15 protein-coding genes are annotated in these 21118 nt (G+C 49.7%); 4 read left to right on the plus strand and 11 right to left on the minus strand.

From position 1 onward, the window contains the following. Window positions 1-45 precede the first annotated feature (45 nt). Window positions 46-1575, minus strand: a complete 1530-nt coding sequence (locus IKG78_RS14355; protein WP_290944702.1) for an FGGY-family carbohydrate kinase — start codon at window positions 1573-1575, stop codon at window positions 46-48. A 440-nt stretch (window positions 1576-2015) separates the two neighbouring features. Further along, window positions 2016-3218: a class I SAM-dependent rRNA methyltransferase gene (locus IKG78_RS14360; RefSeq protein ID WP_290944704.1), complete on the minus strand. Its 1203-nt coding sequence runs from the start codon at window positions 3216-3218 to the stop codon at window positions 2016-2018. Between the two features lie 183 nt (window positions 3219-3401). Here IKG78_RS14360 and IKG78_RS14365 point away from each other — a divergent pair, with 183 nt between their 5' ends. Further along, complete coding sequence (locus tag IKG78_RS14365; RefSeq protein ID WP_290944706.1) at window positions 3402-4937, plus strand: FecR domain-containing protein; 1536 nt, start codon at window positions 3402-3404, stop codon at window positions 4935-4937. Between the two features lie 26 nt (window positions 4938-4963). Next, complete coding sequence (locus tag IKG78_RS14370) at window positions 4964-5368, plus strand: VanZ family protein (RefSeq protein WP_290944707.1); 405 nt, start codon at window positions 4964-4966, stop codon at window positions 5366-5368. Here the strand turns inward: IKG78_RS14370 and murB are convergent. Then, entirely contained in the window at window positions 5365-6291 is a 927-nt protein-coding gene (murB, locus tag IKG78_RS14375; RefSeq protein ID WP_290944709.1) for a UDP-N-acetylmuramate dehydrogenase, read from the minus strand. The two genes, IKG78_RS14370 and murB, sit on opposite strands and share 4 nt — an antisense overlap. A gap of 27 nt (window positions 6292-6318) precedes the next feature. Here murB and IKG78_RS14380 point away from each other — a divergent pair, with 27 nt between their 5' ends. Next, window positions 6319-7473, plus strand: coding sequence for a CHC2 zinc finger domain-containing protein (locus IKG78_RS14380; RefSeq protein WP_290944711.1), 1155 nt, complete (start codon window positions 6319-6321; stop codon window positions 7471-7473). 100 nt (window positions 7474-7573) lie between these two features. Here IKG78_RS14380 and IKG78_RS14385 read toward each other — a convergent pair whose 3' ends face one another. The 6 genes from IKG78_RS14385 to dnaX form a co-directional block, all read right to left on the minus strand. After that, window positions 7574-8839: a GspE/PulE family protein gene (locus tag IKG78_RS14385; protein WP_290944713.1), complete on the minus strand. Its 1266-nt coding sequence runs from the start codon at window positions 8837-8839 to the stop codon at window positions 7574-7576. A 354-nt stretch (window positions 8840-9193) separates the two neighbouring features. After that, window positions 9194-12361, minus strand: a complete 3168-nt coding sequence (locus IKG78_RS14390; RefSeq protein WP_290944715.1) for an efflux RND transporter permease subunit — start codon at window positions 12359-12361, stop codon at window positions 9194-9196. Between the two features lie 20 nt (window positions 12362-12381). Continuing rightward, window positions 12382-13431: an efflux RND transporter periplasmic adaptor subunit gene (locus IKG78_RS14395; protein WP_290944717.1), complete on the minus strand. Its 1050-nt coding sequence runs from the start codon at window positions 13429-13431 to the stop codon at window positions 12382-12384. A gap of 23 nt (window positions 13432-13454) precedes the next feature. Continuing rightward, window positions 13455-14846 (minus strand): TolC family protein, encoded by a 1392-nt coding sequence (locus tag IKG78_RS14400; RefSeq protein ID WP_290944719.1) that lies wholly within the window; start codon window positions 14844-14846, stop codon window positions 13455-13457. A 112-nt stretch (window positions 14847-14958) separates the two neighbouring features. Continuing rightward, entirely contained in the window at window positions 14959-15261 is a 303-nt protein-coding gene (locus IKG78_RS14405) for a YbaB/EbfC family nucleoid-associated protein (RefSeq protein WP_290944721.1), read from the minus strand. A 223-nt stretch (window positions 15262-15484) separates the two neighbouring features. Continuing rightward, window positions 15485-17212, minus strand: coding sequence for a DNA polymerase III subunit gamma/tau (gene dnaX / locus IKG78_RS14410; protein WP_290944723.1), 1728 nt, complete (start codon window positions 17210-17212; stop codon window positions 15485-15487). Between the two features lie 624 nt (window positions 17213-17836). Here dnaX and IKG78_RS14415 point away from each other — a divergent pair. Then, entirely contained in the window at window positions 17837-18220 is a 384-nt protein-coding gene (locus IKG78_RS14415; RefSeq protein WP_290944725.1) for a hypothetical protein, read from the plus strand. A gap of 55 nt (window positions 18221-18275) precedes the next feature. Here the strand turns inward: IKG78_RS14415 and IKG78_RS14420 are convergent, their stop codons facing one another. Next, complete coding sequence (locus IKG78_RS14420; RefSeq protein ID WP_290944727.1) at window positions 18276-18908, minus strand: nitroreductase family protein; 633 nt, start codon at window positions 18906-18908, stop codon at window positions 18276-18278. A 167-nt stretch (window positions 18909-19075) separates the two neighbouring features. Beyond that, window positions 19076-21118: phenylalanine--tRNA ligase subunit beta (gene pheT, locus IKG78_RS14425; protein WP_290944729.1), on the minus strand; the 2043-nt coding region annotated here is incomplete at its 5' end.

A 21118-nucleotide genomic window follows, 5' to 3' on the forward strand; every position in this document is an offset into this window, starting at 1 on the left:
GATCCTCGATCAGGTCGAGGATGGCGTTTTGCTTTTGTTATTCGTCTAGTCCGCAAGCTTTCGGTCGCTTTTGACTTTAGCGAGATATTTTTGATAAATTTTGTTGTAAATCTCGTGCGTCTCGGAATCAGGTTTGTATGTATTTGCGACTTCGATGTAGTCGTGAATATCCTCGAACTTGAGCTTTCCAAGACCGATGGCGGCAATGGCGGATGCTCCTAATGCACCGACGTATTGCGGGTGCTTCACGACTTCGATGGTGTGACCGGTGATGTCTGCGAGAATTTGTCCTAAAACGTTTATTCTAGCAAGCCCACCGGCAAAGCGGATTGTGTCAGATATTTTGCATTTTTTTGCTTGGCTTTCGAGCATCCAACGGAAATGGAAGCAGATACCTTCGACTACGGCTCGCAGTAAGTCCCCTTTATCGGTTTCGAGATTGATGCCGGAAAGAGAACTGCGGATGTCGCCGTTTTCAAATGGCGTTTTGCACCCATGCAAGAACGGCGTGAACAAGATCCCTCGGGAACCTGGCGACGCTTTAGAGATCAGCGAAGCGCATTCTTCATAGCTGTATTCCGTTTCATCCATTTTGCCAATGAGATGCCTAGCCCAGGCGAAACATTTTCCAGCAGTTTCCAGTTCACCGTAAAAATATTTTTGTGACGGATTTGGCCCTTTGATGGAAATCATCATGATGTCGGAAAATTGCATTTCGCGATGGACTACGGTGCAGACCGAACCCGATGTTCCGCAGTAAATGCCGGTCATGTTCTTTTTGGTGTTGCCGCAGCCAATAGCAACCATGGATACGTCACCGGCGCCTGCAATGACGGGAGTCCCTTCGCTTAAACCTAATTGTTCAGCGACTTCTGCGGAAAGGTGCCCTATGATATCGGTGCATTTGACGATTTCTGGCAAATGGCTTTTGTCAATGCCATAAGCTTTTGCCATTTCAAAACTCCATCCGGAGTGGTCTTCACGGCAATCGTTGAGCGCTGAGCAAAATGCGGAATCCTCGGTGCGGACAAACCGTCCAGTCGTCTTGTAGAGCATGTAATCGCCGACATCAAGAAAATAACGGACTTTTGCAAAAATTTCAGGTTCGTTGTTTTGAACCCATTTGTATTTCCAAATGGGATGATAGGTTCCGACGGGTACCATTTTTGTATGGTGTATGGCCTTCAAGAGTTTCCAAATGTTAAGCCCGTGGATGCGAAGTCCCGTGTCGAAATATTCCTTGAATTCCTTGTCTGCACGCCTGTCGAGGAATGTCATGGGCGGTCGGACGACGTTGCCGTTTTCATCGACGAGGACAGTTCCGCTTAATTGCGAACAGAAACTGATGCCATTGATTTGGTCGCTTGAAATACTGTAGTTCTTGAGGAGTTCTTTTGTGCTGCGGCAAATCGTGTCCCACCATTCATCGGCGTTCTGTTCGTTGCCTCTGCGGTCTTCTGTCGCTGTATTGTGGGTCCCTACGACAGTGGCTCCCACGAACTCGATTTTGTCCGTGACATTGGTGAGAGTCGTTTTTATAAAGGACGTACCTATATCATATGTCATTAAATACATTTTATCATCCCTTATAAAACAGTCCACTTTTCTTGTTCGTTCAATAGAATTATATAAAAAAATATGGAAAAAGTGTTACTAAAAAATATTTTTTTAGTAACAAAAATAACTTTTTGAGGGCGGTTATGAGGTATGAGGTCGGCACGTTGTGCCTGTGGGCACGCTTCGCTTTGACGCCTTCGGCGTCCGCGGCTGCACTCGGTCATAGAAAATGCAAGCATTTTCTGCGACGCTCGTTTTGCACGCTTTTGTGGTCGCTCGTAAACTCACTTTGAGTAAAGCCCATACCCCAGAGGGCCATAGGCCCGTGCCCATACCTCATACCTTCACTGGATCCTTCGTCCCGGCGGTCCTCAGGATGACACCATCCTTCCAACTTCCTACTGCCTACCGCCTACTGTTTACTAATCACTAACCACTAACCACCAACCACTAGTCTCTCACACCACCTGCACGAGCAGGCCTTTGAGGTATTGGCCTTCGGGGAAGGCGGTGTTCACGGGGTGGTCGGCGGGCTGTCCAAAGCGTTCGATGATTTGAACGCGGCGGTGGGCGTCGGCTGCGGCATCGGCGATGATTTTTTGGAACAGGTCCATTTCCATAAGGCCGGAACAGCTGAAAGTCGCGAGCATGCCGCCTTCGGCAAGGAGCTTCATGGCAAGCAGGTTGATGTCCTTGTAACCGCGGGCGCCTTTCTGCAAGTTGTCCTTGCTTTCGACGAACTTTGGCGGGTCGAGCACGATAAAGTCGAACGTTTCCGCTTTGTCGCGGCACTTGCGCAGGTATTGGAATACGTCGGCTTCGACATGCGTTGCGTGTGCTGTGCTTAGTTTGTTCCGCATGATGCCTTCCTTGGCGAGCTTGAGAGCGTCCTTGGAAACATCGACTTGATAAACCTTTTCGCAACCGCCACGGAGGGCGTAAAGACCGAATCCGCCGGTGTAGCAGAAGCAGTTGAGCACTTTTTTGCCCTTGGAGAGTTCGCCTACGCGACGGCGTGCATCGCGCTGGTCGAGGTAGTAGCCCGTCTTGTGGCCGTTCCTCACGTCGATGGGGAACAGTATGCCGTTTTCGTCGATGATGACCGGTTCGTCGGGAACTTCGCCAAAGACGGTCCCAGTGCGCAGCGGGAGACCCTCTTTTTTGCGGACTTCGGAATCGCAGCGTTCGTAAATGCCTCGGCAATGCGTCTTTTCGGCCAAGAGTTCGTAGATGTCCTTGCGGTTGACTTCTGCCCCTGCAGCGAGAATTTCTACGGAGTAGATGTCCGCGTACTTGTCGATGATGCAACCGGGAATTCCGTCGTTTTCCGCGTTAATCAGGCGGAATGCGCTATTCTTGTCTTCGATGTCGAAACCACGGCTCTTGCGGGCGGCGATGGCGCGGTCGAGAATGTCGCTAAAGAAGTCGCGGTCAATCTTTATGTTTTTTCCTTCGCTTCCAAACGTCCAGAATCGGCCACGGATTTGCGATTTGGGCGAGTAAGCGGCAAGTCCCAGAAAATCGCTATGGTAGCTATAGACTTCGACAACATCACCGAGTTCGGGGTCGCCGATAACTTCGTCAATGGCTCCGCTAAAAATCCACGGATGGTAACGGAGAGCGGATTTTTCACGTCCGGCTTTAAGAGTTATTGCTTTCATGGCGAAAAAATTAGAAAAATTTTATTATATTTCTTTTATTGTATATTTAGTTATTGTGGAAACGTAAGAAAAAACTCAATTTTGGTGGTTTATAGAGGGGATAAAGTGATTGTAAATTTCTTATTTGAAATTATAATTACTAGATTGAAATGCATGTGCGGCAATCTTCATACGAGGATTAATTTGAACGGACTGTGTGGAGTTGTCCTCCTTATTGTTGTGTCTTTGTTGTTTACCGCTTGCGATGAAAAGTCGAAGCAAACCCATAAAAAGAATAAAGGCTCAACTCAAAATGTTGTGGCAACGCAAATTTTTAATGGGTATGTCAAGGATGTTCGTGGTGGGGCGAGGTTAAGGTATTTGAACGGCATGCCTCGCAGTTTAAGTGTCGGTCAAAAAGTTTTTGAGGGAAATTTGCTTTTGACAGAGGCGGGTGCGTCGGTTGTTATATCGTCGTCCGAGGGGTCTGCTATTCGGATTGACGGGAAGTCCGAGGTCGAACTGGATGCGAAAAAGCTTGAATCGTTGAAGCAAACATTTACGATTTCTCTCCATTATGGAAGATTGTTTTTTGATATTCAGAAGCAGGCGGTCAGGGACGAATTTGAATTTCGAACGGAGAATGTCGTTTCTATAGCACGCAGTTCTGCCGGCTTTACCGAAAATGTCGATGGGCTGGAAGTATATTCTCTCAAGGAAGGGAAACTTGAGGTGTCGCTGAAGGATTCTGCTTTGGTGATCAAGAGTGGAGAAACTTTGCTTGCCAACGATAATGGCGTAAAGGTTTTGCCGCTTGCCGGGTCCGGATCTTTGATTCTGGCACGGGCTATTGAAACAATGGTGTCTAAAGCTGCCGTGTCGCAAGACATGCAGGTTTCCAAATTGAATTTGGACAAAATAGCAACTTTGATAAAGAAATTTGATGAAGCCTACAAGAAAAAATCGGACGGTTTTGTTAAGAAGAATCGCCAGCAGTTCAAACCGAAGATTTTGGTTGAATACATCGGAAAGCCTAGTGTTACGCTAGAGGCGTTGTTTGTTCCGGGGAGTTATGTCTCGGTATTGGGTATCCGCGATACGATTCCAGAAAGTGGAATTTACAGGCGTACGTTTGAGTGGGATGATTCCACGGCGTTTGGTCCGAAACGTTTTATTGTTACTTGTGGCAATGGAGATGTGGAATATACTTGCCATACGTGGAATACGAATTTTGTATCGGCGAAAATGGCTGAAATTTTGACAAAGGCGAACGAACGCAAATCGCAAGCCTTGAAAGATTCTGTGCAACAGTTGCATAAACTCAAGCCTACGGTCATTATTGAAGGGCTGGGGCGCGAACGCATCCATGTATTGCCCGAAGAACGCGATATCCCGGCAACGCTTCGCTTTAGCGTGGTTGGCTTGACTGGGGGCGATGTTAAGCAAATTAAGAAAATTATTATTAAGCGCAAAGGGGCTGTTGTCAAAACTATAAAAGCGGATGAAATAACGACAAACTCATTCAAGTTCCCGATCCGTCTCAAGCAGAACAGAATTGCTCATTTTGAAGTCGAAGTGACGCTGGTCAAAGGCAAGTCCATCAAAGCGAAGAAAGTTTACGAAACTTACTGTTATTTTGAAAATTACGAAGATGGCAAAAAGAGCAACCGTATCAATGACATGACTGCGGAAGAAGAGTACAAAAATGTGGTTTCAAAGCACTTGCTCAAGAACGAATAGCTTTTTCAAAAGCTAAATTTGGGCGCATGTTTGAATCGCTCTTTGACAAGTACCCGTTTTTCAGAAAAGTTCCAGCCATCCTCTGTATGGCGATTATCTTCAAAATTTCTTCGATGACTTCTGTGCAACTAGAAGATTTTCCGCATGTGTGGGACAAGCTTGCGCATACTTGCGAATATGCGACTTTGGCAGGATGTTTCTGCATGTGGTGGACTCGTAAGCAATGGTCCTCTAAGCCTTGGCTCAAGGTATTGATCGTTGCTCTCATTGCCCTTGCTTATGGATGCACGGACGAATACCACCAAAGCTTTGTGGAAGGTCGCGATTGCAGCGCCCTTGATTTGGTGGCAGACTTGACTGGCGGTTTGATTGGCGGTTCGGTCTATGTTCTAGTCGTGTGGATTTTGAACAAATTTGATCCGCTGCCTTAAAACTCTCCGACCAGTATAATTTCTCGTTGCAACTGAATGCCGAATTTATCGGCAACGGCTTTTTGGATGTATTCGCTGAGCGCTTTGATGTCGGCGGCGGTTGCGTTGCCAGCATTGACGATAAAGTTGGCGTGAACACGGCTCACTTCGGCTCCTCCGATGCGGTATCCTTTTAAGCCTGCCTGTTCGATGTAGTAGCCGGGAGCGATTTGTGTGGGCGTTTCGACGGCGCCTGCATCAAGACGCTTGAATGTGCTGCCGGCGTTTGGCATGGAGAGTGGCTGGCTGTTGCGGCGCTTTGTCATGCATTCCTGCATTTCGTTTTCGAGATCGTTGGCTGTTTTGCCAAAGCCCCCTGCTGGGGTAAGTTGGAATGTGGCGGAGATGATTGTTTCTGCATTTTCGCGGGAGGTGGCGAGTTCTTGAAAAACGCTGTGGCGGTAGCCAAAATTGCATTCGCTTGCGGTTCTCGTGTGCAAGTTCCCTGCCGCATCAATCGTTTCAACTTCAATGCAGGTTTGTGATATATCTTGTCCATAAGCGCCAGCGTTCATGTAGATGGCGCCTCCGAGGCTTCCTGGAATTCCCGCAAGTTTGTGGATGCCTGCAAGGCTTTCGTTGATGGAATAGCGTGCGAGGCGGGCGAGCGGCGTAGCTCCTTTTGCACAAATTTTTCCATTGCCGAGATTCATGATTTCCGAGAAAAATTTACCGAGCTGGATGATGACTCCGTTGAATCCGCTGTCGGAGACGAGCAAGTTTGTGCCCTTGCCGAGAATGAAGCTTGGGAGAGCTTGCTTTTGGGTGAATTGAATCGCGTCTTTGATATCGTTTATGGATTCTGCTTTGACGAAATATCTTGCGGCACCGCCCACTTTAAAAGACGTGTGCTTGCACATCGGTACATTTTCTTGAATTATCATGCAGAAAATATATATATTCTTTTTGCCATGACAGAAGAGGAACTGAAACAATTTAAGGCTGCGTTATCGATTACGAAGGTTGCTATGGATTTGGGTATTCCCGTGGCGCGTAATCGTTTCCATTGCTTTTTTCCAACACGTCATGCGCATGGCGATAGAACGCCGTCGGTTTCGATATCTGAAGAACGTGGAACTTTCCGTTGCTGGGTCTGCGATGATGTTCGTGGCGATGTGATTTCACTTGTTCAATTTGTCAAGAATTGTTCGTTCTTGGAGGCGCTGAACTGGCTCAAGGGAATGTATGGATTCTTGGTTCCAGGGGCAAAACCACCTTTGCAAAATTGCGATGATATTGCGAATGCGGCTCCTGTGAACAAGGCATCGACGCCGAACCGTATGGTGCAAACTGCTGCTCTTGTGGCGAAAACGGCTGTTCGTGAAGCATCTCTTGAATACAGTTCTCCAGAACCTGTTAAGGAACTTGTGAGCGAAGACGAACGCAAGAAGATTATTCTCGCGTTCCTAAAAATGTTGAGTCCTGTCGATAGAACGCCTGCGGCTGCGTATTTGGCTCGCCGTCGCATTTTCAAGCCGACTTGGGACAAAATGCTCTTGCGCACGATTACGGATTATGGGACCTTGAACAATAAGCTCAAGGAAATGTACGACTTGGAAGTCTTGAAGTACGTGGGGCTTTTCAATGAGAAAGGGAATTTGAGGTATTACAAGCATCCGCTGTTTTTCCCGTACTTAGACACGAAACGTCGTTCGTGCTATTTTCAGGCTCGGGCCATTGATAGTTCTGTGGTGCCAAAGGAATTGAATTTGCGTGGAACGGTTCCGTATCCATATAACGTATCGGCTCTCGATCAAAAACCGGGTTGGGTTTATTTGTGTGAAGGGGTTGTCGATACGCTCACGTTTTTAGGGCAAAGCATTGCGGCTATAGGGATTCCGGGCGTGCGCTCCTTCAAGACGGAATGGTTGCCGCTTTTTAAGAACAAAAGCGTTGTACTTTGTCTGGACAAGGATGAAGCGGGCCGCAGTGGTACTGAATATTTGCAATCTGTTTTCGCTCAAACGGGTATTCGTACGGTTGTGCTAGGTGAAGGGCTAGAAAACCTCAATTCTTCCATGAAAGAAGGCGACGATATCAATTCATGGTTCGGCGGAAAAAAGTGAATTGGGGGTAGTAGGCAGTGGTTAGTGGTTGGTGGTTAGGAATCGTCATCCTCGAAGCGAAGCTGAGGGGATCCAGTGAAGATTCCTTCAGCTTTGCTTACTATCTCCCCATGACTCTATCTATTTCTTCTTGATGGGTGATGCCGGATTCTACGAGTTTTTGTGCGCTTTCTTGCATGGTGGTGTCGGCGTAGGTGCCGTTGGGCAAGAGCAATTCGCAGATTGTGGTTCTGCCACTGTATTGCAGTGTCGAATCATGAGATGCTGTGTTGTCGAACTTTCGCACGAGGCGTTGGGCGAAAACGCCGAGCAATGCTTCGTCTAAGACGTTTTGGGATACGCCGAGGTCTAGCAATCGGGCGGCGGCTCCTTTGGCGCTGTTCGTGTGCAGCGTGCTTAAAACGAGGTGTCCGGTTTGTGCAGCGCGGAGTGCAATTTGCGCGGTTTCTCTGTCGCGGATTTCGCCAACGAGAATTACATCTGGGTCTTGACGCAAAATGGAACGCAAGGCGACTGCAAATGTGAATCCGCATTTTTCATTTACAGAAACTTGGTTGGCTCCGAAAAGCTCGTATTCTACGGGATCCTCGATGGTGGTGACGTTGATTTTTCGTTGGATGATTTCGCGGAGGCCTGCGTAAAGCGTTGTCGTCTTTCCGCTGCCGGTGGGGCCTGTGACGAGGAACAGACCTTGCGGCGCGCTGAAAATACGACGGAGGGCTTGGAGCGTTTTTTCGCTGAAGTCGAGACTTGTAAGCGTTTGTGCGGAATCGCTTGCACTGAGCAATCTCAGTACGCATTTTTCGCCGTTGCTTACGGGAATGGTGCTAAGTCGTACGTTAATTTTTTGCTGAAAATTATCGAAAGCAAAACTTCCGTCGTGGGGGAGGCGGCGTTCCGTGATATCGACGTTCGCCATGACTTTGAGGCGTATCAGCACGGGCTCGGCAAGCCATTGCGGAAACGTGCGGTATTCCGTCAAAAGTCCATCGATACGTAGTCGCACGCGGAGCGAGTCGGCAGTCGGTTCTAGGTGGATATCGGTCGCTTTTTTCTGGAGTGCTTTTACGATTAAACTATCGACGAGGTTTATAATCGGTTCTGATTCCCAAGACGAATTTCTTGATGCATCTAAATGTTTGAGGTGCTTGAGCAAATCTTCGTCATCGAAGGTTTCGGCGTGACTGTGCATCAGCCTGATTTCGGCAGGGGAGTGCTGCTCGGGAACAACTCTTTGTTGTGTGAGAAAGCGGATTTTTTCGAGGGCGAGTTCGTCGCTTGCGTTTGGGATGGCTATGGTCCCATTATCTAAAATTGCAATCCCGTTTTTCTGACACCATTTCTTTGACAAGTTTTTTGTATTCATTCTCGTAAAATACAAAGAAAATTTTAAAGAAATCAATTTATTGCAAATTTGGCAAACAACCGTTTGCACGAGAGTCGCGGAAACAAGCTTGCTTGTTTCCATGACCGAGTAAGCAGGTTGTTCTGCAAACAACCGTTAGCACGAGAGTCGCAGCGGCAAGCTCGCTTGCCGATAGGACCGAGTCGCAGGTTGTTCTGCAAACTACCGTTAGCAAAGTATGTAAACGTTGAATGTTTTATTTCAATTGGAATAACTGATGCCGGAACGGAGTCCGGCATGACAGCTTCGGGGATGAGACCGCACAAAAAAAGTCCCCCGGATGGGGGACTTTATGGAGTAGTCTAATGAAAGCTATTATGCCTTTCGCATCAGTTTCTTCTGGATGTTGCTAGCACCACTCTTGGCCTTGCTGAAGAGGGCGTTCGGGAGCCAGAAGAATGTCGGCACAAGGAACATGGTAAGCACTGCGGACACAATCAAGCCACCCACAGAAGCGATACCCATCGGCTGCGTCATGGCGGCCACGTTACCACCGAGAGCAAATGCCAGCGGAAGCTGTGCAATCACGGATGCAAGCGTTGCAAGCATGATCGGCTGGAACTTGGACTTTGCTGCGGTCAACACTGCCGAACGGCGGCCCATGCTTCCACTACGCAACAGGCGGTTTGCTTCGTCGAGCAAAAGAATTGCGTTGTTCACCACCACACCAATCAACATCACGATAGCCATGAGGGCAATCATGGAGAGCGCCTTGCCGGTAAAGATAAGGGCGAGGAGCACGCCAATAGCGCCCATCGGGATGGTCGTCATGATAATGAACGGCTGGGCAAAGCTTTCGAGGAGAGCAATCAGCAAGATATAGGTGAGGAGAATTGCCATCACGATTGCCGTCATGAATTCCTTCTGCATGTCGTTCTGCATGTCGGCGTTACCACCGAAGCTGAACATGATGCCTTCCGGGAGTTCGTCCTTCATGCTGTTTGTAAGTTCCGTGAGCTTGCCCATGATTTCACCGGTCGTGTGGCCCGGGAGCAAGTTCATCGAAACGTCAACACGTCTCATCTTGCGCTTACGGTCAATACGTGTCGGACCAGCACCATCTTCGATGTGGAAGAGTTCGCTAGCACTTACGTAGCCCTTCGGAGTCTTGACAGGCAAGTCTTCGATGTCAGCATGGCTCTGTCTATCCTTTTCCATCAAGCGCACATAAACATCGTATTCTTCACCGTCTTCGGTATATTGTCCTGCTTCGAAACCGTTCACTGCAATGTAGTTGTAGTTTGCGACGGTTTCAAGCGTTACACCGTAGTCAGCCATAGCAGCACGGTTCGGAATCAAGCGGATTTCCGGCTTACCGGCTTCGTAGCTGGTCTTGATATCCACGATACCGTCAATCTTTTGCTGCACGCGGTCAAGGACGATTTGAGAAGCCTTAATTACGGAGTCTGCATGGAGACCGCTCACTTCAAGCACCACGTCACCGGCGGAGTTGTTCTGCATTTCAGAGGCGGAGGTGGATTTCACGGAAATGTAGGCATCAGGAATATTGGCGAGGTACGGACGGATGGAATCAACGATCTGGTCGGTGCTGCGATGCTTGCCCTTCCATTTAGGATCGTTCTTCTTTTCCCAGTCCTTCAAAAGCCTTACACGCATGGTGGCCTGGTTTACGGTCGTAAAGCCGTTGGAACCACCCACGTTCATGCTATAGTGAACAATTTCAGGAATATCCTTGACGCGAGATTCAATAATGCGAGCCACGCTGTCGGTTGTCTCGATGTTTGTACCCACAGGCATTTCGAGTTTGATGCTCATCATGCCCTGGTCTTGTCTCGGGGCTAGTTCAACCGTCAAGTTGTTCTTGGCAAGACCTGCCACAAGGAAGATGGCGGCACCAAGAGCGACAACCTGGAAAATCACGCCCGGAACAGAAAGGCAGAAACTGAGCATCTTCAAATAGACAAAGCGAACCCCGTTCAAAGCCTTGGGGAAAAGTCCCAACAAGCTTCCGATAAAGCCCGGCTTTTCTTCGATGATGTTTCCGTTTTCGTCTTTCTTTTTACCCTTGAACAAGTAGGCGGCCATAAGCGGCGTGAGCGTAAATGTCACGAGGAGCGACACGAACGTTGCAAACACCATGGTCATACCGAATGTTCTAAAGAAGATACCTACGATGGATTTCATGAATGCGATAGGCACGAACACGCAGACGTTGGTGAGCGTCGATGCCATGATGGCGATCATGATTTCGGAAGTGCCCTTGTAAGCGGCTTCCTTCGGGTCAAGGCCTTGGTTCAACTTGCTGTTGATGTTTTCAAGCACGACGATGGAGTTTGTCACCAACAGACCCACGGAACTCGAAAGAGCCATGAGGGACATCATGTTGATACCAAAACCTGCAAAGTACATGAGCGTGAAAGCGCCAATCACAGAAATCGGCATTGTAAGGGCCGCAATAATCATCGTGGAGAACTTGCCGAGGAACAAGAGCAAGAGGGCTGCGGTAAGCACAATGGCGATAATGATGTTCTGGATAACGTTGTCGATGGATTCGTTCACGGCTTCGGACTTGTCGTAAATGAGCGTGAGTTTGAAGCCTTTCGGGAGAGTCTTGTTGACTTCGTCCAAACGCTTGAGCACGCCTCTGGAAACTTCCACGACGTTTGCATCGGAACGTTTCTTGATATCGAGTGCGACAGAGTTGATGCCGTTAAAGCGGGAAGTCGATGTAATCGTTTCGATAGTGTCTTTCACGACGGCGATTTCGGAGAGCTTGACCACTCCGTTTGCCGTTGGAATTTCCATATTGCGCATTTCATCGAGGTTCCTGAACTTACCTGCGGTACGCACGGATGTGTTCTTGTGCTTGCCGATAACTTCACCAATCGGGAGGTTAACGTTGGACATGCCGTAAAGGCCCATCATGGTGCCGATATCGACACCGCGGTCCATCATTTTTTCCTTGTCGACTTCGATGGCTATCTGGCGGGTTGTACCACCGAAAACATCGACGCTAGCAACACCGGAAACAGAAGTGAAGAGCGGTTCGATTTCGTCTTCGACTTTCTGGCGGAGTTCTGTAGAGTTTAGAGGACCGGTGAACGAGATTGCCATGATGGCTGCACCGTTAATATCGACCTTCGAAATAATCGGCGCCTGTACTGCATCCGGAAAGTCCGCAGAGGCGAGGTCCACCTTGGAACGCACGTCATTTGCGGCAACGTCCACGTTCACGCCCATGTTGAACATGGCGACGATAATGCCGTAGTTTTCCAAGCAGATGGACTGCACGTAGTCGATACCGTCCACGAGTTCCACCTGTTCTTCAATCGGCTTGATAATTGTGGTTTCGATTTCTTCAGGGTTTGCGCCCTTGTAAATGATGGTGGCCGTAACCACGGGGACTTCGAATTTCGGCATCAAGTCCACCACCATCATAGAATAGGTATAAAGACCGAACACCACCACGGTCAAGATGACCATGAGCATGGTGATTGGTTTGTAAATACTGGCTTTAATCATTGACTATACTCCAGTGTCGATTATTCGACGATCAGCACCTTGTCGCCATCGTTCATGCGGTTCTGGCCTTCGACCATCACGATGTCGCCTTCGTTAAGGCCATCCTTGATTTGGATGTCGGTCTTGGTCTGCACACCGAGTTGCACAATTTTGCGCTTGGCCTTGCCTTCCTTATCGACAATCCAGACCGAGTTCACGCCGTTGCTATAGACAATGGCTTCGACAGGGACGGTAACGCCGGTGACTTCACGGGCGTCAATCTTTGTGGTGAGGTACATGCCCGGGAGGAGTTTACGATTTTTGTTTTTGAAGGTGACTTCGACCGGGAAGAAACGCGTAATCGGGTTTGCGGCGAGCGGGATGAGGCTCACTTCGCCTTGGAGCTTTTCGCCGTTCAGTTCGATTGTTGCCTTGGCGCCCTTCTTGAAGAATCCGATTTCGGAACTTGTGACGTTCAGCTTGAGGATTACTTTGTCGAGGTTTGCGATGGTGAACATGGCACCACCGACACCCGGGACTTCACCGACCTTGTACTTCACTTCGGTAACTGTACCCGAAGACGGGGCGAGCACGAGTGTTGCACGGCGTGCGGTTTCGAGGTTCATCTTGTCTACATTCAACTTCGTTTCGAGTTGATCGACGTCCTGTTGAGAAACGCCACCCTTGGCTTGCACTTCCTTAGTGCGGGCGAGAGTCTTTTCAGAAAGTTCGATGTTTGCCTTAGCTTGCTGGTAGCTGGTGTTATCGCCGGTGAATACGAATTTGGCGAGGACCTGGTCTTTCTTGACCTTGGAGCCGACTTTGACGTTGATCTTGGCAATCGGGTCGCCGAGCTTGGCTGTTGCGGTTGTCTGTTGGCTGCCTTCAATAGTGCCGCTGAAGGCGCGGACATCAGTGAGTTTTACAATGTTGGCCTTTACGACACGGGCGGGCTTGCCTTTAACCTTCTGGATTTCTTCGATGGTCGAAACTTTCTTTTCGGACTTAGCGTCTTTCTTGGCTTCGCCACATCCGGCAAGGAGGAGCGACAGGGCAGAAATAGTAATGAGTGTTTTTGTAATCGTTTTCATGATTGTTGTCTTCCTCTTAAATCTTAGTATTCACCTGTGGCTTGGAGCAATGCGTTGTAGGCGTCATTCCAGTTGAGCACCGCTTGCATGTAGTCCACTTTTGCTTCGCGAAGTTTCACGTTTGCATCAAGCAGGTTGATTTGTGTTTCGCGGCCAATTTTGTAAGCAGCTTCGGTCATATCGTAATTGCGGGTTGCCAAGTCGACTTGACGCTTTTGAATGCCGAGCTGAGTTTGTGCATCTTCGAGTGTATTGGCGCAAGATTCGATTTGAATGCGGAAACCGCGTTCTGCATTTTCGCGTGCAATCTGTGCAGAGCGGAGAGTGGACTTTGCTTGGACAACACCTTCTTGGGACTGGAAACCTTTGAAAAGGTTCATAGTCAATTTAAGGCCTACAAATTTGTTCAATTTGCTCCACTTTGGGGCGTCCCACTTGTAGAATTCGTTTTGATTGTTGCTGTAGACGATTCCGCCATACAGGGCTACTGTCGGCTTGTATTCGGCTTCGGCAATGTCGATTTTGTTAGCTTCGATATCTTCTTTTGTCTTGAGAAGTGCGATTTCTTTACGACGCTGCAAAACATTGGTCATAGCCGTGTCTGGATAAGGCAAATTGGAATCGGGGCTGCGGAGTTCTCCAGAGAATTCTACGTCGGAGTCCCAATCAAGGCCCATGGTGCTCAAAAGGTTGTTTCTTGCAAGAATGCGGTCTTTTTTTGTTTTTTCGTACTTGGATTTGAGACCTTCAAGAGCGAGTTCTGCACGAATTTGATCGAGCTCTTTACCCGTGCCGCTAATAACGCTCTGCTTTGCAAGTTCTACGTTGGCTTCGGTCAACTTGATGTTTTCTTCGAGAATCGTTATGGAAGAATCCATGAAGAGCAAGTTATTAAAGGCTTTTTCGACATCGTAGCGGACGCTGGATTTTTTGTCTGCAAGTTGTGTTTCGGCGAGGAGCTTATAGCCTTTTGCGATGTTGATACCTGTACCGATTTGGCCTGCTGCATAGAGCACTTGCGAAACCGTAAGGCTTACGGAAGATTGCCAAGGGTAAACTTGGGCTTTCATTGCATTGGATAAACCATCAAGAGTGGGGGCTGCAACTTTTTTGTCGAATTTGTTGGCTCCCATAGAAGTGTCATTGGCTGCATCAGCTATTGGGGTGCCGAACGTTACGTCATCACGTCCCAAAAGCCATTTGATATCGGCGTTCAAGTCAACTTGTGGGTAAGCTGCACCATAACCGCCATCTACTGCGGAAGATGCTTTAACGAGGTCTTCTTCAGCAGATTTGATATCGGCTGAGTTTTCCATGGCGGTTTGAACCGCCTCTTCTCGGGTGTAGGTCTTTGCCGAGGCTGGTACCATCAACCCTAACGCTAGGGCAGAAAGGACTATAAATTTCCTTGACATTCATTCTCCTAATCTAATTAACTGGCCAAATGTAAAAAAAAAGCACCATTTGCATAAGGGTGCTTTTTAGTGTTTGTGATGAAATGCAAATTTAAGGGATGAAATGCAAAAATTACATCAAACCAGGGATTTTCATGCCGCCGGTGATGTCGGAAATGCTTGCCTGCTGGGCTTCGTCTTTTTTCTTGACGGCTGCGTTGATGGCAGCCATGATGAGGTCTTCGAGTGCTTCGACATCGTCCTTATCGACTGCATCCGGATTGATCTTGACCATCGTGAGTACGCCTTTCCCGTTCATGGCGACCTTCACCATTCCGCCACCAGCTTCGGCATCAAAGCTCTGTGCCTTGAGGTCGTTTTGTGCCTTAAGCATCTTGCTCTGCATTTTCTGAAGGTCCTTAAGCATCTTGCTCATGTCCATGAATGTATCCTCGCTTTTATAAAAGTTTTTTGATTTGAATTTTCGTGGTAATTATAGAATTTTTTTTCTTTGTCACCCCGGTTTTATGCCGGGGTCGGCTTGGTAAATTTTACAACTGATCCCGGCATGCTTCGGCATGCTCACTTCGGCGTTGCTCAGTGCAGGCAGCACAGGCTCTGGCCGGGAGGACGTATCGTGCGGCGTTCTGCTAACTCATTTACGCGTCGCATTCCTCTTCGTCAGTCTGTGCGACCATGGCGGCTCGCTTGATTTTCCTGGAATAAACCAGTTCCGCGGCGAACATTTTGTGGAGGTTCGCAAGCCCGGTGTCTTTTTCCAGGTCGAGTTCGTACGGACTCATCTTGGCGGCGCGCTGTTCGGCTAGCTCGCTTTCGGTGTAGGCTCGCGTGCGGATGGAAAGCGCAATCTTTGTCTGTAGGCGATCTTCCAAGATGCGTGTGACGCGTTCGACGTAGTCTTGGCGTTCCATCATCTGGCGGTAGCCCCAGTTGTCAGCGTTTTCTGTGGTGCCCGCGTAGGTGAGCGCAATCGGGAACGGGTTCATTTCTGGGTCGCCCGTTTCGAGCGTCGTGTTAGCGATGGCGGCGGAGAACACGTAGTCGCCGTCATTTGCGATGTTCGAAAGAATGGACGGCCACGCGGCAGAAATCTCGTAACGCGAGAACGCTTGGACGCTGCTCTGTTCGTAGCCAGCAAACGGATCGTCGTAAGACGCCTGGACTTCTTCCTGGGCGTCTATCATTGCGGCAACTTCAGTTACTTTTTTTTTTACCGCGTCGTTTTCGGCGCTTTTAGGATCGTTTATTGCTGCAAGAGCTTTTCGTAAATCGACCAGTCGGTCGAGCCACGCCATTCGGGCAAAAGTCGTCTCGACGAGGAGGCGCGGGTTCGTGCTGTAGCGGAGCGTGCCCTGCAAGTCAATGAGCATCTTGCTGATACGGAGCAAGTCGCCGTTCGTAAGACCTTGTGCGCAACTCTTGTACTTGGTGTAAAGTTCTTCGGTGATGTTGAGCGCGTCCGGCGTGAAGGCGTCGAGGCGGGCGTAGAGCAAGTTGCGGAGGAACTTGCCGAAGCCGTCGAGCAGCGGGATGAACTCGATACCGATTTTTACAGCATCATCCACCATGCGGAAGCAACCCTTGATGTCGTGGTTCTCGATAGACTGGATGAGCGAGAAGAACAGTTCTACAGGCGGGATGCCGAGGACGGAGCGGACCGATTCCGCGGTCATCTCGTTCCCGGTAAAGGCGTAAGCCTGGTCAAAGTAGGTGAGGCCGTCACGCATGGAACCGTCGGCCTTTTCGGCAAAGATGTCGAGGGCTTCGTCGGTAGCCTTGATGCCTTCTTGTTCGCAAATGTAGCGGAGTCGGCTGCGGATCTGGTCAACGGTCAGGCGCTTGAAGTCAAAGCGCTGGACGCGGCTAAGAATAGTCTGCGGAACCTTGTTGACTTCGGTTGTCGCAAAAATGAAAATCACGTGGGCGGGCGGTTCTTCGAGCGTCTTGAGGAGAGCGTTGAATGCGCCAGTCGAGAGCATGTGGACTTCGTCGATAATGAAAATCTTGTACTTGCCGATGACGGGCGGGTACTGCACACGTTCAATCACATCGCGAATGTTATCGACGCTCGTGTTGGACGCAGCATCGATTTCGTAAATGTCCATCGGGTTTCCGCCGGCGATGTCCTTGCAGCTGTCGCACTCGCCACACGGGTGCAGCGGGTCTGAGCCCTTGCAGTTCAGCGTGCGGGCGAGGATACGGGCACTAGTAGTCTTGCCCACACCACGGGTGCCGGTAAAAAGGAATGCATGATGGAGACGACCGCCTTGGATGGCGTTCTCAAGAGTCTTTGCGATATGTTCCTGACCGACCATATCGCTGAATGATTGCGGGCGCCACTTACGCGCCATTGCGATGTATGCCATGACTAAAGTATAGTAAAGTAGTTAGTGGTTGGTGGTTAGTGGTTAGGATTTTGGGGTGCAAGTAGGAAGTAGGCGGTAGGAAGGATGGTGTTCTTGTGCCGTCATCCTGAGCGAAGCCGAAGGATCCAGTAAAGTCTTGTAATGCGTGGGCCCTATCGGTCGTTGCACTCCCTCCAGGGTGACAGAATGCGATAGGATCCAGTGCTGTACCCCTCACACTGTCACCCCGGACCCCGTTCCGGGGCCAGCTTACACAGTTCCCCTCACAGATACGACACCCACTGCGTTCTTCTGACCTCTAACCACAGCCTACTGCGACTCCGCCTCTGAAGCTGTCATCTTGGAGGCGTTAGCCGATAGGATCCATGCAGAAACCGTCCTCCTGAACGCAGTGATATAGAATTGTTGGCAATTCATTGCCTTACAATTCTTAGGTTCGAAGGAGCAGGATCCAGTAAAGTCTTGTAATGCGTGGGCCCTATCGGTCGTTGCACTCCCTCCAGGGGGACATGGTGAAGGGTGTCGTGTAAGCAATAAGAACGATCTTTTTGCAATTCCTGTTTACGGACTACTGTTTTCTAATCACTTTTTTCGTATCTTTATTCTTGTTAAAACGAGGTTTTTATGAATTCTAATATGGCGCTTTTGATTTTGAGTTGGCAAACGGCTTGCCTTTCGCATAACCACGAAAATGAACAGCTTTTGCCGGGGGCGACTTCGGCAACAGAAGCGGAAAGTGCGGAACTTGACAAGATTCATGACGAAGTGACTCCGAACGCCAGTTGGGATGAATTCAACAACCTTTACGCGAACTTCAAGTCGGCTAGCGACCGCACTAAAGCTTGCGTTAAGGCTCTCCAGTCCGAATCCCGCGATTTTAAAGTTCAGGTGACGAACTGCATGACGCGCATCGCCAATGCTTCTCGCGAAGACTACAACAAAAGCAACATGTCACCCGAAGAATATGAATTTATCAAAAATGTTCGTGCACAGCTGGGATTAGAATAATCCCCTTGTTTGGGAAAATAAAAGCCACCGAAATTTTCTCGGTGGTCTTTTTCATTTACTTGGCGAAACCCACGGGATTGTTCAACAGGGGTGTTTCTGTATCGGACAATTTCAAGAGTTTTTTGATGGCTGGGATGTCCATGGTCATGCGTGGACGAGTGACGAAACCTGCACCGGCACAGAAAATATTGATGTTCTCGCTCACGATGCCTGCATCGATTCCCATGGTCACTTTTGCTTTGGAATCGCTACTCCCGAATTTCTTTTCGTCGGCGACGATCAGGAGGCTGACTGGAGCTGTTTTAGCCCAGTCTTGGCGATCGGCTATAAGTCCGCGGTGGTCGCCTTTAGCTACTTGCTTTAAAGCGTTTTCTTTGTTCAAATACTCCGATACACCTTTGGCTGTGAAAACGAAAACTCGGATTTCCTGAAAGTTGCGGGCGGTGGGCGAGGTGAGTTTTCCTTCTGACGGGCGGTTTACTCCGATGGCTGCAAAAAGCAGGTTTGACAGATCTTGGTCGCTGAGCATCTTGTCGCTGAATTCCGTGCTGGAACTGCGGCTCCAGAGAGCTTCCATCACGTTCTTGCCGAGCGATTTGGAGGGGGCTGGAAGTTTTTGGACTTGAGCCATGGAAAGAGAGCTACAGAGAAGAGTCGCTAAGACCATGGAGACGAATAGTTTTTTCATGGGATTCTCCTTGCTAGAATTTGTATAAAGATAAATAAAGTAGTTGTAGGGAAATTTAAAAAGCAAAAAGAGTTGGCCGCTTGACCAACTCTTTTTTTTGTAATGTTCGAGGATGACAAGTTGCAGTGTGTGGCGTTCCTAACCACTAACCACTGCTTACTAATCACTTATCTTAGCACGATGTCGCCGTTCGCGACGAGCTTGTCGCGGAGCTTGTTGTGAGCCTTGTTGACTTCGTCGTCCGTGAGCGTGCGGTCCATAGCCTGGTAGGTGAGGCTGTAAACCATGTTCTTCTTGCCGGCTTCAATCTTTTCACCTTCGTAGATGCTTTTGAGAGTAATCTTGGCGAGGTTCTTCGGGTTGAGAGCCTTGATGCGGGCGAGCACGTCTTCGTGAGTCATCGACTTGGCAACTTCGATAGAAATGTCGCGGGTCGAAGGCACCTGGCGGCTGAAGGCCTGGAACACAATCTTCTTGTGGCTTTCGTGTTCCATCTTGTCCATGTCGGCTTCCATCACGTAAGTCTCGTAGCTGATTTCGTTAGCCTTGAGGCAGTTCGGGTGGAGTTCGCCCATCGTTCCAAGAACCGTGCCGTTGCAGACGATTTCAGCCTGCTTGCCCGGGTGGAGGAAGAGTTCCGGCTTTGCTGCGGCGCGGAATTCCACGACGAGGCCGAGACGCTTGAAGAAGCTCTGGACAAAGCCCTTGAAGGCGGCAAAGTCAATCTGCTTCGGCTTGTCGTTGAGCGGATCGGTATCAAAGTTACCAGCGATGGTAAGGGCGACGAGATTGGATTCGTCAAAGCCCGTATCGCGTTCGTCCTTGCGTGCGCGCTTGAACTGTCCCTTGGCAACTTCGAACAGACGAACAGATCCCGGACGGTTCTTTTCGTTTTCGGCAACAGCCTTGAGCAAGTTCGGGAGGAGGCTCGTCGGCACAGCACCGAGTTCTTCGGAAAGCGGGTTCAAGAGGAGAGCCGGCTTGCTGCGACGGTCGTCACTTTCGGGGCCAAAGAGGGCTTCGGTGCGGGCCTTGCTCGTGAAGCGGAGGCTCAGGCATTCATGGAGGCCCATGGCAGAAAGCGTCTTGCGAATCTTGCGGTTCAAGACTTCGATAGCCGGGAGTTCGTTCGGTTGCATCGTGAACTTCGGCAAACTGTACGGAATGTTGTCAAAGCCGATGAGGCGAGCAATTTCTTCGATGAGGTCGACTTCGCGTTCGAGGTCCGGGCGGAAGCTCGGGATCTTGAACGTGAGAGATTCGGCGTCTTTCTTCACGACTTCGAGAGCGATACCCGTGAGGAACTTTTCAATCTGTTCGGCGGAGACTTCCATGCCGATGACCTTGGCGGCGCGAGCGACGCGGAGCGTGACTTGGTTGTTTTCCTTCTTGTGGTCTTCGCCGGTGTATTCGACGGAACCCTTAAGGATACGACCGCCAGCAACTTCCTGGATCATGGCGCAAGCGTACTTGCTGTATTCGTCCTGCGTAGCAAAGTCAATTTCGCGTTCGAAGCGGTAGCTCGAGTCCGTGGAAATGCAGAGGCGCTTGGCCTGCTTGCGGATAACGGTCGGGTTGAACCATGCACTTTCGAGGAACACGTTCTTCGTAGCATCGACGATTTCGGATTCAACACCGCCCATAACGCCAGCGACGCAAGCCGGACGGTCACCGTCGCAAATCACGAGGTCGTTTTCGATGAGTTCGTGTGCTGTGTGGTCGATCGTTTCAATTTTTTCGCCCTTGACGGCGCGGCGGACCTTGATCTTGTTCCCGTGGAGCTGGTCCATGTCAAAGCTGTGGAGCGGCTGACCGACGTCCATCAAAATAAAGTTCGTTATGTCGACGACGTTGTTGATGCTGTTCATGCCGACAGCGTGCAAAAGCTTAGCAAGCCATGCCGGGGACTTTTCAACCTTCACGTCCTTGATGACGCGACCCACGTAACGGGAGCAACCGCAGCCCGGGACGACTTCGAGGCTGATAGCGGCGCTTGCGTCTTCGGAATCTTCCTTGAAGTTGTAAGCGAGGGCTTTAAGCGGGCGGTTGAACTTGGCGGCGAGTTCGCGTGCGACACCGCGGTGGCTGAGGGCATCCGGGCGGTTCGGCGTGACGTTCAGTTCGAAGCAGACGTCGTACATGCCGAGGTTTACGAACGGTGTACCTGCCGGAATGCTGTCGTCGAGAACCATGATTCCACCGTGGTCGTC

It is taken from the genome of Fibrobacter sp. (assembly GCF_017545445.1).
In the GTDB taxonomy this organism is placed as follows: Bacteria; Fibrobacterota; Fibrobacteria; order Fibrobacterales; family Fibrobacteraceae; genus Fibrobacter.

What these genes read in the sequence shown, in the direction of transcription:
- IKG78_RS14405 (WP_290944721.1), bottom strand. Translation starts at nt 15,261, where the DNA reads ATGAGCAAGATGCTTAAGGACCTTCAGAAAATGCAGAGCAAGATGCTT.
- IKG78_RS14390 (WP_290944715.1), bottom strand. Translation starts at nt 12,361, where the DNA reads ATGATTAAAGCCAGTATTTACAAACCAATCACCATGCTCATGGTCATC.
- dnaX (WP_290944723.1), bottom strand. Translation starts at nt 17,212, where the DNA reads ATGGCATACATCGCAATGGCGCGTAAGTGGCGCCCGCAATCATTCAGC.
- IKG78_RS14415 (WP_290944725.1), top strand. Translation starts at nt 17,837, where the DNA reads ATGAATTCTAATATGGCGCTTTTGATTTTGAGTTGGCAAACGGCTTGC.
- IKG78_RS14370 (WP_290944707.1), top strand. Translation starts at nt 4,964, where the DNA reads ATGTTTGAATCGCTCTTTGACAAGTACCCGTTTTTCAGAAAAGTTCCA.
- IKG78_RS14385 (WP_290944713.1), bottom strand. Translation starts at nt 8,839, where the DNA reads ATGAATACAAAAAACTTGTCAAAGAAATGGTGTCAGAAAAACGGGATT.
- IKG78_RS14400 (WP_290944719.1), bottom strand. Translation starts at nt 14,846, where the DNA reads ATGTCAAGGAAATTTATAGTCCTTTCTGCCCTAGCGTTAGGGTTGATG.
- IKG78_RS14380 (WP_290944711.1), top strand. Translation starts at nt 6,319, where the DNA reads ATGACAGAAGAGGAACTGAAACAATTTAAGGCTGCGTTATCGATTACG.
- IKG78_RS14360 (WP_290944704.1), bottom strand. Translation starts at nt 3,218, where the DNA reads ATGAAAGCAATAACTCTTAAAGCCGGACGTGAAAAATCCGCTCTCCGT.
- murB (WP_290944709.1), bottom strand. Translation starts at nt 6,291, where the DNA reads ATGATAATTCAAGAAAATGTACCGATGTGCAAGCACACGTCTTTTAAA.
- IKG78_RS14420 (WP_290944727.1), bottom strand. Translation starts at nt 18,908, where the DNA reads ATGAAAAAACTATTCGTCTCCATGGTCTTAGCGACTCTTCTCTGTAGC.
- IKG78_RS14355 (WP_290944702.1), bottom strand. Translation starts at nt 1,575, where the DNA reads ATGTATTTAATGACATATGATATAGGTACGTCCTTTATAAAAACGACT.
- IKG78_RS14395 (WP_290944717.1), bottom strand. Translation starts at nt 13,431, where the DNA reads ATGAAAACGATTACAAAAACACTCATTACTATTTCTGCCCTGTCGCTC.